The sequence below is a fragment of the Rhizobium sp. NLR22b genome (genome assembly GCF_019685295.1).
Taxonomy (GTDB): Bacteria; Pseudomonadota; Alphaproteobacteria; order Rhizobiales; family Rhizobiaceae; genus Rhizobium.
On sequence record NZ_JABDWM010000020.1, the window covers coordinates 1 to 12,896 of the forward strand.

Here is a 12,896-nt window from a genome sequence, read left to right on the forward strand (position 1 = left end):
GCCAACTTCGCATGTTCGGGTAGGGAACGACCGATGGAACGGTCGGTTTCGTAAAGTTCACATCACGTGTTCTCCTCTCGAAACAGAGATTCATGCGACTTTCAGGTCGCACTCCGGCGTCAAGGACATCGCGGCCCCTCCGATTTTCCCAGCGCCGCAAGCGGCACAGAGAAAATTGGGACATCGATGGCGCTGCGATAGGCGAGCGCGACGACAGCTCCCACGCCCGGCACCGTCATAAGCCTGCGGCAAATCCCATCGTTCTTCGCAATTGCCAGAAGCCGGCGATGAAGAATGTTGAATTGCGAGCGGATCTCGCGCCTGGCCGCCAGCAGCGGCCCCACAATGGCGAGCAGCTCTTCGTCATCATCTATCAGTTCGCGTATTCTCTGCTCGAAGTTCAACGTGCTTACGATGCCGACCTTGAGGCCAAAATTTCGGAGAATTCCCCTCAAGTCATTCTCTATGTCCATAGCCTTGGACTGAAGCATCTTCCGGGCTCTGAGCAGGGCACGCTGCTTTTGGCTTGTGATCGTTTTCACATGGACCGGGCGAAAGATGTTGACGCGCATCATCTGGGCGATCCCGCGGGCGTCGTTCCGATCAGTCTTGTTGATCTGCGCTGCCAGGAAGGCCCGTGTGTGCCTTGCCTCGATGCAGAAAACGGGAAGATTCGCCTCAGCGAGCGCACTGTAGAGCCATTGAGACAAGGGACCAGCTTCCAGACCAATGCGTCTGTACTGGTGGCCGCTCTCCGACAGAACACGTAAAAGATCTTCGGGGTGACTGGGCACCTTTGTCTCCCGAACGATCCTGCCCTCCGCATCCACGATGCAAACGGATGTCTCTTTCACGGAAATATCGAGGCCGGCAAAATACTGCATGTGCATATCTCCTGAGATAGGTTGGTGAGCGCTGCAGCGTGCAGTTTAACCGCTGGCTGGGCGCAGGCCGAATACCCCATCTCCTCCGCTCGCCGCACGGCGGCCGCGTTCCGCAGTCCCTGACCCCTCACGGACTACGGTGCGGACATCTTTCGTCAGAAACGAAAGGAGACTCTGATGACAAAGCATCAAAACACTCATCTGGTTGGCGAAGACGAGAAGCGGCTGGATCAACAGCCGAATTGGCTTGAACGCTTGCGCGGAAATTTCGATGCCGAAGTGCATCTTCCCGCCGATATCTCGCGCGAATTTCTGTCTGCGGCGCTGCTTTGGGCAGTCGAGAACAAGGTCGATTTCGGTCTGTTCCACGAGGCCGGCAAGATCATCATTGCGCATTCTGGCGGCGACGAGATCTACCTCCCGTCGCGGTGGTCCGACAAACGATGGCATATCGGCCTGGAGGACAAAGAGCCCTTCTTCGATCCCGCTGATTGAGATCCAGACCAGAGGCGGCTTGCCGCCTCTGGTCCTTGACTTCGCGTGAGCCGTTCCAGCCGGAGCGGCTATGAAAGGGGGGCTCTGCCGCCCCTCTCAAACCTCACCCGATGAAGGAACGGCAACGCCCCTCCTTCAAACTTCCTCCCATGGGGAAGGGCACGGTTCCCTCCTCCCTTTCCCCAAACCCCTATCCTTCTCCCGTGCCGGGGAAGCGATGGTTCGCTGTCACCCGCCCTGGCACCAGCCGTGTCGGGCACCATCCCATGATCGGGCGAGCCCTTCGCCGATCAAGACGTCGCCCAGCGAATTGCCTGCGCGAGACACGGTGCGAAGTTTGCGACCGTACTTGTCTTCATCACGGAACCCGGCCGCCAGAGAGAACTTCCCAGCGTTGAGCAGCGCCAGCAGCTGGGATTTTGCCGCTTCACCTTTGATCCTTTCGGCCTCGCAGCGGGGCGGGCTGAGTTCAGGCGTATCGATGTCGGCGATGCGGATTTTCTCGCCCTCGAACCAGAAGGTGTCGCCATCGACGACGCAGTTCGTCCGGTGGCTGTCGCCGCAGATCGAAAATGCCGCCGATAATGAATCCGTCGTCGGTGTCTTGGCCAAAGTGGCGAAACCGGGGAGAGCTTCGTTGCCGCCATAGGCAAGCCAACCTCCAACGGCAATGATCACAGTGCATAGAACTGCCGCCGAGCGTTTACGCCGTCTGATCCGCTCAGATCTTACCAGTCCTCCGCTCGCGCGCTGCCGATCGCGGGCGCGTCCGGCCTTCGGCGGCTTTCTGAACGGAACTATATTCGATTTCGCCACTACCCGATTCCTCGTTTCGCCTCACCCTATGTCGGACCCGGTTTCATCTGCGTTTACGGAGGAGCTTGTCTTCGGGCTGCGGCGTGGCCGCCAAAATGGTGTGCGAGGGTCGGGGAGCAGTCGATCCCGCCTCCCCTTTGGGGCCACTATGTTGAGGCTCCCGCGGCTGCTCTGTTTCCCGCCCGTCGCACGACGAGAATTCCCGAAATCCTGCCCCGTCGGGCGTCGCTATGCTGATTTCTCCGATACTCTTCATTTTCCTGGATCAGCCTTGCTTGTTTGCACTGCGCGCCGGCTTGGATCATGCAGTTGGCGTATCGCCGATCATGTGAAACCTGTTCGTGCCGACGCATGCCTTCATGTCGTCGCGCCGGAACCAGATAGCTCGTCCGCATCTGAGCGGCGCGTTTCCTGCGGTGAAGACGATCTGTTCGTCGGCCCGCATGCGCAGGACTTCGTGAGGCTGGATGAGTGGTCGCGCCGCGAGCTGCTTCGAGCGCGTTCGAGACGATCCCTTTGCCTGCAAGTTGCGGCTGACCTGGTCGATCTCGACCGTGGTCATGCCGCAGCGTCGGGAGATGTAATCGGCGGTCTCGGGATCGTTGATCGCGGCAAACGAAATCCAGCTGGCACTCTCGAACCATTTGCTGGCCGCATCGCGGCCGCCATAGGTCTCGCGCATCTGGCCGATCGACTGGTAGATCATCGTCAGCGTAATCCCGTATTTGCGACCGGCGTCGCGCGCGGTCTCGATGATCCGCATGTAGCCGAGGCGGGCGACCTCATCGAGGAGAAACAGCGCGCGCCCCTTGATCTGTCCGTCGCGATTGTAGATGGCATTCAGAAACGAGCCGATGATGACCCGCGCAAGACCGGAATGGGTCTCCAAGGTCTTGAGGTCGATGTTGATGAAGACGTCGGTGTTTCCCGCCGCGATATCGCTGGTCGAGAATTTCCTTCCCGACACGAGGGCGGCATAGTTCGGATAGGAAAGCCAGTGCGTCTCCTTGACCGCATTGGCATAGACGCCAGAGAAGGTTTCCGGCGTCATGTTGACGAAGGCTGCGACGTTTTCCTTCACGAAATCCGAGCCCGAATTGTCGTAGATGTCCTGCAGCCGCTTGCGTAATGTCGGCTCCGGCTCGGAGAGGTTCATGCGTACCTGCCGAAGTGTCTGGTCTTTTTCATCCGTGTGACCGGACAGGCAGACATCGGCGATGAGTGCCGTCAGCAGCTGGAGCGCCGAGGCGCGAAAGAAGTCGTCACGGACACCGCGCGCGCCGCCGCTGTCGCTCATGATCCATGATGCGACCGAGGCGATATCCTCTTCCTTCGTTCCTCCAAAACCGCCGACCCAATCGAGAACGTTAAAGCCGATGTCCTGCTTCCTCGGATCGAGAACGAACACGTCCCTTCCCGCTCCGCCGCGATGCGCGGAGACCATCGGTGCGACCTCGTTCGATGGATCGAGCACGATCAGCGTGCCGCCCCATTTGAGCGCCGTTGGGATCGTCACCGACGTTGTCTTGAAACCGCCGGAACCGGCAAAGACGATCCCGTGCGACGAGCCGAACGAGCCATCGAAGCACAGCAACGGCGACTTGCCACCGGCGCCCCAGGTCTCAGCGCTGTCGGCGCGAAACGCTCGGGCGCCGACATTGTCTTTGTCGACCCGATAGCGCTCGCCGATGACGATGCCACCAGCATCGGGAAACAACTTTGCCGCCTCTGTGAACTTCATCCAATCTGCCTCGCCATGAAGCGCCCGCTTGCCCTGAATGCGCTTCGGCTCGGCCCTTGCGAAGGCCGCATTGCCGATGAGCGCGACGCGGAGTGCGAAGCAGGCACATAAGAGCGCCGCACTCGCTCCGATCGACGTTGCCGGATCGAGAAAGGCCAAGACCGTCTTGTCGGCGGGTACCGTCTTCATGAAAGCGGAAAGGCGTGTTGTCTCGCCAAGTGCCGCGATCAGGATCGTCCCGCTGCATCCCGCAACGACGCCCCAACCTGCCTGCTTGATATTGATCGAGCCGGCGGTCGCGAACAGGAACAAGATGCCGATCGCCGCACTTGCGAGATAGGGAAGCGCGATCCCTGCCCGCCCCCATGCAAGTCGCGCGGCCTCGGTCTTACCGAACCCGGATAGCCACTGCTCGATCCCGGTCATTCCGATGACGACCAGGATCATCAACGTCCCTGGCACGACGACGAGCGCAATCCTATTGATCGTCATTGCCGAACGCCTCCACGCCGAGTGCCGTGAGCCTGGATCGCTCGCCATCGTCATCCTTGATTCGGCGGGCGATATCGATCAGCGCGCCCAGCAACAGCGCGCGCTTCTCGTAGCGCAGCCCTGCCTTGACGATCAGGCCGCCGAGCTCGATCTTTTGACGTGTGTCCTTCTTGCGGGCGTCGGATGTCATCGTCCTCGCCATGCGCTCAAGCCTCACCACCGCTGCCCGCGCCCGCGCCAGACGCGTCCGCCGCGGTCGACGCTTGTCCGCTGCTGTCGCCGGCGCCCTTCTTCCCTCCGGTCGTAGCGCCCTGCCCTCCGCGAAACCGTTTGGTCAGTTGCTCAAACGCAGCCTGAAGTTCCGCCTCGTCGATTTCGATCTCGCCAAGGCCCGCCTTGAGCGCGATCCGGCCGATCCGTTCCGCTTCCCTTGTCTCGGCGAGCTTGAGCTGTTCCTGCAGCTTGGCGATTTCGTCGCGGATTTTCGCGGATGGCTTCTTCATTCCGATTGTCTCCCTGGCTGAGAAAGCGTGTCTTTCGGAGCCAGTTTTTCGGATGAGAGTGCGGAACGCACTACTGTGAATCCTACAATCGCCAACGGCGATGCTTTGCTTGATGATCCCGGCCGTTCCGAAGGAGCGGCTTCCAAGGGCGCAATTATACGTCGCTGGCGCGACGTGTTGCTGAGAGAGCCTGGTGGGGGCGCCGCTCCCGACGAACTCTTTGATTTCGTTCGCAACCGGGAGAGAACTCCGCCGTGGCCGTCCCTCACTTCTCCGTCAGCGTCGTCGCCCGTGGCTCCGGCCGCAGCGCCGTCCTATCGGCGGCCTACCGGCACTGCGCCAAGATGGAGTTTGAGCGGGAAGCCCGTACGATCGACTACACGCGAAAGCAGGGCCTCCTGCATGAGGAGTTCGTGATGCCTGCCGACGCGCCGGAATGGGTGCGCAGCATGATTGCCGATCGATCGGTCGCTGGCGCATCCGAGGCCTTCTGGAACAAGGTTGAGACGTTCGAAAGACGATCCGACGCGCAGCTCGCAAAGGACGTCACCATCGCCCTGCCGCTCGAATTGTCGGCCGAGCAGAACATCGCGCTCATGCGCGACTTTGTGGAGCGGCACATCACCGCACAGGGCATGGTCGCGGACTGGGTCTATCACGACGTCCCCGGCAATCCTCACGTCCACCTCATGACCACATTGCGCCCGCTGACCGAAGACGGTTTCGGTTCGAAGAAGGTCGCGGTGCTCGGCCCGGATGGCAAGCCGATCCGCAATGACGCCGGCAAAATCGTCTATCAGCTATGGGCCGGTAGCACTGAGGATTTCAATGCGCTTCGCGACGGCTGGTTTGCCTGCCAGAACAAACATCTGGCGCTTGCCGGCCTCGATATCCGCCTCGATGGCCGTTCCTTCGAAAAGCAGGGTATCGACCTCGAGCCAACCATTCATCTCGGCGTCGGCGCCAAAGCCATCGATCGCAAGGCCGAGCAGTCCGACCACAAGTCGGAGACCTCGACTCCCAAACTCGAACGCATCGAGCTTCAGGAGGAGCGCCGCAGCGAGAACGCCCGCCGCATTCAGCGCCGTCCGGAGATCGTGCTCGACCTGATCATGCGGGAGAAGAGCGTCTTCGACGAACGCGACGTCGCGAAGGTTTTGTATCGCTATATCGACGATGCAGCGCTGTTCCAAGGCCTGATGGTCCGCATTCTGCAAAGTCCGGAAGCGCTCCGGCTTGAACGCGAGCGGATCAACTTTGCGACCGGAATTCGGACACCCGCGAAGTACACCACGCGTGAGATGATCCGGCTTGAAGCCGAGATGGCCAATCGCGCGATCTGGCTCTCGGCTCGCGCCACCCATGGCGTCCGTGAGGCGGTGCTACAGGCGACCTTTGCGCGCCATTCCGGTCTGTCGGATGAGCAACGAACGGCAATCGAGCATGTAGCCGGGGCCGCGCGGATTGCCGCTGTCATCGGCCGCGCCGGCGCCGGCAAGACCACGATGATGAAGGCCGCGCGCGAGGCATGGGAAGCGGCAGGCTATCGTGTCGTCGGCGGCGCCTTGGCGGGCAAAGCGGCCGAGGGATTGGAGAAGGAAGCGGGCATCGGCTCCCGAACACTGTCGTCGTGGGAGCTTCGCTGGAACCAGGGTCGCAACCAGCTCGACCACAAGACGGTGTTCGTGCTGGACGAGGCCGGCATGGTGTCGTCACGGCAGATGGCGCTGTTGGTCGAAGCAGTCACCAAGGCCGGCGCCAAACTCGTCCTTGTCGGCGATCCGGAACAGCTTCAACCGATCGAGGCAGGTGCTGCGTTCCGCGCCATTGCCGATCGCATCGGCTATGCCGAACTCGAAACGATCTATCGCCAACAGGAACAATGGATGCGCTATGCCTCGCTCGATCTCGCTCGTGGCAATGTCCGCAAGGCTGTAGATGCCTACACGGCGCATGGTCGAATGATCGGTTTGAGACTGAAGGACGACGCGGTCGAGAGCCTGATCGCAGCGTGGGACCGCGACTACGACCCTTCGAAGACCAGCCTGATCCTCGCACACCTCCGCCGCGACGTCCGAATGCTCAACGATATGGCGCGCGCCAAGCTGGTCGAACGCGGCGTCGTCGCAGAAGGATTACCGTTCAAGACCGAGGACGGAACCCGCATGTTCGCGGCCGGCGACCGGATCGTGTTCCTCAAGAACGAGGGCAGCCTTGGCGTCAAGAACGGCATGCTCGCAAAGGTGCTTGAGGCTGCACCCGGACGGATTGTTGCTGAGATCGGCGAAGGGGACCATCGTCGCCATGTCACGGTCGAGCAGCGTTTCTATAACAACCTCGATCACGGCTATGCGACGACGATCCACAAGAGCCAGGGCGCGACGGTCGACCGGGTGAAGGTGCTTGCTTCCCTCTCGTTGGACCGGCATCTCACCTATGTGGCCATGACGCGCCATCGTGAGGATCTCGCGATCTACTACGGCAGTCGTTCCTTTGCGAAATCCGGCGGGCTCATCCCGATCCTGTCGCGCCGAAACGCCAAGGAGACGACCCTCGATTACGAGAAGGCGTCGTTCTATCGCCAGGCGCTGCGCTTCGCGGATGCGCGGGGCCTTCATCTTGTCAACGTCGCCCGCACGATCGCACACGATCGCCTCCAATGGTCCGTTCGGCAAAAACAGAAACTCGCCGATCTCGGCGCCCGTCTAGCCGCCATCGGTGCGGCACTCGGACTGGTCCGCGGCAGCAACAAACACTCCATCCCGGACACAATCAAGGAGGCCAAGCCCATGGTATCAGGCATCACCACCTTCCCCAAATCGCTCGACCAGGCCGTCGAAGACAAGCTCGCCGCCGATCCCGGGCTCAAGACGCAACGGGAGGACGTCTCGACCCGCTTCCATCTCGTCTACGCGCAGCCGGAAGCCGCCTTCAAGGCGATCAATGTCGACGCCATTGTCAAGGACCAGTCGGTCGCGCAGTCCACCCTCGCGAAGGTCGCCGGCGCCCCCGAAAGCTTCGGTGCGCTGAAGGGCAAGACCGGTGTTCTCGCCAGCCGTGCCGACAGGCAGGACCGGGAAAAAGCCATCGCCAACGTGCCGGCGCTCGCCCGAAATCTTGAACGTTACCTTCGTGAGCGGGCGGAGGCAGAGCTCAAACATGAGACGGAAGAGCGCACGGTCCGGCTCAAGGTTTCGGTCGACATCCCGACGCTCTCACCATCTGCCAAGCAAACGCTCGAACGCGTTCGTGATGCGATCGATCGCAACGATCTCCCGGCTGGTCTCGAATACGCGCTCGCAGACAAAATGGTGAAAGCAGAACTCGAAGGTTTCGCCAAGGCTGTGTCCGAGCGCTTCGGCGAACGGACCTTCCTGCCTTTGGCTGCGAAAGACACAAGCGGCAAGACTTTCGAGACCGTAACAGCAGGCATGACGGCCGGCCAGAAGGCGGAGGTCCAGTCCGCTTGGAATTTTATGCGGACAGTCCAGCAGCTTGGCTCTCATGAACGAACGACCGAAGCGCTCAAGCAGGCCGAGGCGCTGCTGCAAACGAAGAGCCAGGGGCTCTCGCTGAAATGACCGGGGCAGCAATCACCGGGTCGATGACCATGCAGCGACGACGAGCCACTGCGGTTCTGTCGATGACGGCAGTGGCCGCCATCCTGCTGGTGGTGACTGCCGTCACCGGCGGTTACCGCTTCAACCTGACACCGAGCGAGCCACTCGGCCTGTGGCGCATTATCCCGCTTCATCGACCGGCAGCAGTCGACGACCTCCTGTTCATCTGCCCGCCGGAAACGGCGGCGATGCGGGAAGCGAGGGCACGAGGCTATTTCCGTTCCGGTTCCTGCCCGGGCGGCGTCGCACCGTTGATCAAGACGGTGATCGCCGTTGCAGGACAGCATGCCGAAATCGGCGTCAGCGTGAGCGTGGATGGGCGGGAAGTTTCCTCTTCTAGGCTGGCGCAACGAGATGGAATGGGACGGCCGTTGGCGCCGTCTATGAGCGGAGCCGTACCGCCAGGATATGTCTTCCTGCATTCCGCATTCCCCGGCTCTTACGATTCCCGATACTTCGGTCCGCTGCCCGCTTCCGGCATTCTCGGACTGGCGCAGGAGGTGTTCACCTATGTGCCGTGATTACCTTCGGCCGGCGCTGCTGATACTCGCTTCGATCGCGATCGGCGTGGTGGGCTGGAGCGGCCATGTGTTGCTTCTACCCGTCGCGCTGGGGTTTCCGCTTCTGTGGTCGATCGCGCGAACGAGATCAGTGGCGGCACTTGTCTCCGCCGGATATTTCCTGGCCGCATCACGTGGTTTGCCGCAAGGCGTAGCCACCTTCTATTCGTCGGACATCTGGCCGGGCCTCCTGCTCTGGCTGGGTGCGTCTATGAGTTTCGTTGCCGTGCATACGCTCGTCTGGACGATGAACGGACGCGCGCGTCCGTTTCGCTACCTCCTTGCGGCAGCCGTCATGGCCGTTCCGCCGTTCGGCATCACGGGCTGGGCGCATCCTGTCACCGCCGCGGGTGTTCTGTTTCCGGGATGGGGATGGTGGGGACTTGGCTTCATGACAGCCGGCCTTGCGGGTCTCGTAACCCGCATTTGGCCAGCTGTCGCCATCGCCTTCGCAGGCCCTTGGCTGTGGTCCGCCGCAATCTGGACCGACCCGAAACTACCGGAAGGCTGGCGCGGCGTCGATCTTGATATGGGGGCTTCGCTCGGTCGGGAGCCCGGGCTTCAACGCCAGCGTGACATGATCGCAACGGTGCGTGGCGCGGCCAGCGATGGGGCCCGTTTTGTGGTGCTGCCGGAAACTGCGCTCGGTTTCTGGACTCCGACCGTGGCGCGGCTTTGGACGAACGCCTTCAGGGATGATGATGGGACGGTGATCGCCGGTGCGGCGATGGTCGATGCTGGGGGCTACGACAATGTTCTGGTCGCGGTCGACGGGAGGGGCGGCCATATCCTCTATCGCGAACGTATGCCGGTTCCCGGTTCGATGTGGCAGCCGTGGCGATCCTGGTTTGGGGAGAGTGGTGGTGCTCGGGCGGATTTCTTGGCGAACCCGGTCGTCTCCATCGGCGCCAGCCGCGCGGCACCGCTGATCTGCTACGAGCAACTGATTGTTTGGCCGGTGCTTCAGTCGATGCTGCACGATCCGGACCTCATTGTTGCTGTCGGAAACGGGTGGTGGACCGAAGGGACATCAATCGTTGCTATCCAGCGAACTGCCACTACAGCGTGGTCAAAGCTCTTCGCAAAACCGATTGTTATTGCCTTCAACACCTGAGTGCTCAGGAGAAACCATGATCGACGCAGCCCTGATAAATGAATGCGCAGACCCTTCTCTCAAGCCGACGATCGTCGAGCAGTTCGTGATGGCGGCGGGCTCGGCTGATCCCTTCGCCGTCACCGTCAAATCAGGCGACCGATTGATCCTCGTTCCGAAAGCGGCATCGGCCGAGGAGGCGATTGCGATCGTGCGCCAATATGCTGGTCAAGCGGTCGTCCGCGTAGGGCTCACCCAGTTCCCCGCTGGCGTGGGAGTCAAGGAACCGGCGGATCTGAAGCCCGATCTCGTCGATCCTTGCCAGAACCTCCGGAAAGGCACTGCGATGTTCGCCAAGGTATTGAGGATCGTTGCAAAATGGTATGGCAACCCCACGAGCAAAGACGTCTTCCCGCAAATCTTCGAGGACGCGGTCTACGCATGGAAGACCGGCGAGTTCGGGGGTGTCGGCGTGTTTCAGGCGGAGGATCCTGGCATACCCATCGAAGCGCCGCAGCAAAGCGATAAGGAAGTGGATGGCGAGGAAGCGACGCCGAAAGACTTACAACCAGAGACGATGCAGGATGTTAGGCATGCGGGGATACGGATCGATCTTTCCCGCATTGGTCAACAACAGCGTTGAGTTCACCTCGCATTGGCGAGGCATGTTCCGGCCAAGCCAAAGTTTAGGCGACTCCAAAGCATGAAATTAATGCGCTTCCAGATGCCTCGTCCGCAGTTGTAATGGCGGCGAGCCAGTAAAACCCGCGTACTGACGGGTTCCAGCTATGAAGTTGCCCGACAAAAACCCGACAGGATCTGAATTCTGCTCGCTGAGCCATGAACTCGCGTGGTTGCGACCAAACCGCTCATTCGTCCAGCCTCGCAGCCGCAACCGCGTGCGGCATCAGGAATGTGGCAATCCCCGCGATGACGTCGATCAGATCGCCAGGATTGTGTGCAACGCCTTCAATGAAAGCACGCCATTGTCGCTGCTTTTGCTGGTCCTTGGCAAAGGCGTCCGTTAGGGCGTCCGGCAGGTCAATGGGGATCGGTGTCTCGCGGCGATCAAAGGTAGCGGCTATTGCGCGCGCCAGCCGATCATCGCTGAAGTCGAAAGACCTGCTGAGGATCCAGATGTCGTAGAAATCCTTCATGCGGCTGTTTACTCGCCCCAGCATCACCATTGCCTGGAACTTCTCGGCAATGACCGTTTCTCGCGCATAGGCCCGAAGCCGCGGCATCGGAAAATCGAGCATGGAAGGATAATCCAAAACCTCCACCCCAGGCTCAAGCGCATCGCCAAAACCGATGTCGATGGTCAGGTTGATCCGGGCTCCGCTGATCGAAGCGATCACCCGCAGCCTGAGCCCACCATAATCCAGTGCCTCGCGAATACGATCCACATGCAGCGTATCAGCGTCGAACGTAACGCCATCGTCGGCCTCTTGCGCCAGAATTTCCCGAAATGTCTCAAGCATCGGGTCCGGACTCGGATCACCGAAACCCAAAAGATCCAGGTCGCGCGTGCCTCGGTGCGGATTGTCGAACCAACTCATCATCAACATCGCCCCTTTTAGAACGAAGCGATCGGCGTGGGGCGACTGGCTAAGCCGGAACAATAACCGTTCAAGGGCGAAACGCGTCAGGACGAGATCGAAGCTTTGCCCGCTTTCCTTGGCGAGTTGCAACAGGCGGGCGCGCACCGAGGCGCCGACGTTTCTGATTTCTTTAGCCATTGGCGGTCAGCGCCTCGAGATACGGCCGGATCACAGAGTCAACGCCACCGCGTTCGGCCTGGTTGGCGATTTCGCCAGGAGTAGCCCTTCGTTGCCGCAGCGCCTCCTGCAGCCCTTCTATCGCTACTGAAAGGCCGATCTTGTTGCGATATCGAAAGCAATCGGCAATTGTCTTGGCGATTCCAAAGACCCTCACAGGAACGCCTTCAATGATATGGGTTTCGACGCTGTCGTTGAGAAGGCTGTCTGTGAAGCGCACGATGCGCACAGCGGGGGCTTCCAGCTTCGGCGGCCAGTCCTTACGGCCTATGGCAAGCCAGATTTGTCCGGGGAGCTGATCTGTCAGGCTGTGAAATGTCAATGCCGAAACGAGGCAGATAACGGCTTTGGGCGCGCGTTTGGCAACCTCCGCCAGGCTGTGGCTGGCGTCGAGCTGCGCATCAGGAAGTTGATAGAGACCGCGGGCAAGCCGCAGCACTTCACCATCTCGTTCCATTCGGCTCATGGTGGCAGCCGTGACTCCTGCGTTCCGCAGTTCGACGAAACGTGCTATTCCGCGCTCGGTTAGCACGGTCCGAGCGATTTGGCGTTGCGTGACTGAACTGGGCATTGATATAAAAGCTCGGAGAATAGGATCTATTATCCTAGGATTTGTATCACAATCCCTGGGGCCGAGAAAGCCCTCGCATTATGAATTCTTCACCACGACTAATTGCCTCGATGGACAAAGTTGACAATTCTAGTGGTCGCCTGGAGTAAAGATGTAGCTTGCGGCGAGGTCCACCATGCGCGCAGGGAGAGCCGGATAACCCTCGACGATCTCGTCTGCGGCAGCGCCTTGCAATTTCATCGCAGCGATTGTTCGGACTCGAGAGGAGCACAAATCTCAATTCCATTTGGCTTGCTTCGACGATTTCTCGTTGTCGCGGGCCGGATTGAAGCTGCTGAGATCC

At 60.6% G+C, this 12,896-nt stretch carries 11 protein-coding genes and 1 pseudogene; 5 read left to right on the top strand and 7 right to left on the bottom strand.

Annotated elements, in window-relative coordinates; genetic code table 11:
• Positions 1-176: 176 nt before the first annotated feature.
• Positions 177-884 (bottom strand): annotated as a pseudogene (locus HJC00_RS26675) (IS110 family transposase); the annotation flags it as partial.
• Between the two features lie 177 nt (positions 885-1,061).
• Here HJC00_RS26675 and HJC00_RS26680 point away from each other — a divergent pair.
• Positions 1,062-1,379, top strand: coding sequence for a hypothetical protein (locus tag HJC00_RS26680; RefSeq protein ID WP_221164840.1), 318 nt, complete (start codon positions 1,062-1,064; stop codon positions 1,377-1,379).
• Positions 1,380-1,607: 228 nt separating this feature from the next.
• On the opposite strand, the gene HJC00_RS26685 is transcribed toward HJC00_RS26680, so the two are convergent.
• From HJC00_RS26685 to traC, 4 genes are all read right to left on the bottom strand, one after another.
• The gene (locus HJC00_RS26685) at positions 1,608-2,057 is read right to left on the bottom strand and encodes a thermonuclease family protein (protein ID WP_221164841.1); all 450 of its coding nucleotides are present in this window, start codon (positions 2,055-2,057) and stop codon (positions 1,608-1,610) included.
• Positions 2,058-2,496: 439 nt separating this feature from the next.
• Positions 2,497-4,428, bottom strand: a complete 1,932-nt coding sequence (gene traG, locus HJC00_RS26690) for a Ti-type conjugative transfer system protein TraG (protein ID WP_221164842.1) — start codon at positions 4,426-4,428, stop codon at positions 2,497-2,499.
• Entirely contained in the window at positions 4,415-4,630 is a 216-nt protein-coding gene (traD, locus tag HJC00_RS26695) for a type IV conjugative transfer system coupling protein TraD (protein WP_163881672.1), read from the bottom strand. The genes traG and traD overlap by 14 nt, the downstream gene beginning before the upstream one ends.
• A gap of 4 nt (positions 4,631-4,634) precedes the next feature.
• Positions 4,635-4,931, bottom strand: coding sequence for a conjugal transfer protein TraC (gene traC / locus HJC00_RS26700; RefSeq protein ID WP_221164843.1), 297 nt, complete (start codon positions 4,929-4,931; stop codon positions 4,635-4,637).
• A 254-nt stretch (positions 4,932-5,185) separates the two neighbouring features.
• On the opposite strand from traC, the gene traA reads away from it, so the two are divergent.
• The 4 genes from traA to HJC00_RS26720 are packed head-to-tail and all read left to right on the top strand — an operon-like array spanning position 5,186 to position 10,847.
• The gene (traA, locus tag HJC00_RS26705) at positions 5,186-8,512 is read left to right on the top strand and encodes a Ti-type conjugative transfer relaxase TraA (protein ID WP_221164844.1); all 3,327 of its coding nucleotides are present in this window, start codon (positions 5,186-5,188) and stop codon (positions 8,510-8,512) included.
• Positions 8,509-9,072: a conjugative transfer signal peptidase TraF gene (traF, locus tag HJC00_RS26710; RefSeq protein ID WP_221164845.1), complete on the top strand. Its 564-nt coding sequence runs from the start codon at positions 8,509-8,511 to the stop codon at positions 9,070-9,072. Before traA ends, traF begins: the two co-directional genes overlap by 4 nt.
• Positions 9,062-10,225 (top strand): conjugal transfer protein TraB, encoded by a 1,164-nt coding sequence (locus HJC00_RS26715; RefSeq protein ID WP_221164846.1) that lies wholly within the window; start codon positions 9,062-9,064, stop codon positions 10,223-10,225. Before traF ends, HJC00_RS26715 begins: the two co-directional genes overlap by 11 nt.
• Positions 10,226-10,241: 16 nt before the next feature.
• A complete protein-coding gene (locus HJC00_RS26720; protein WP_168257337.1) occupies positions 10,242-10,847 on the top strand; it encodes a TraH family protein in 606 nt (201 codons plus the stop codon).
• A 226-nt stretch (positions 10,848-11,073) separates the two neighbouring features.
• Here the strand turns inward: HJC00_RS26720 and HJC00_RS26725 are convergent, their stop codons facing one another.
• Positions 11,074-11,943 carry a nucleotidyl transferase AbiEii/AbiGii toxin family protein gene (locus HJC00_RS26725; protein WP_221164847.1) on the bottom strand — a complete coding sequence of 290 codons (870 nt, stop codon included), beginning with the start codon at positions 11,941-11,943 and terminating at the stop codon, positions 11,074-11,076.
• Positions 11,936-12,553 (bottom strand): type IV toxin-antitoxin system AbiEi family antitoxin domain-containing protein, encoded by a 618-nt coding sequence (locus tag HJC00_RS26730; RefSeq protein WP_221164848.1) that lies wholly within the window; start codon positions 12,551-12,553, stop codon positions 11,936-11,938. The genes HJC00_RS26725 and HJC00_RS26730 overlap by 8 nt, the downstream gene beginning before the upstream one ends.
• Between the last annotated feature and the right edge of the window lie 343 nt (positions 12,554-12,896).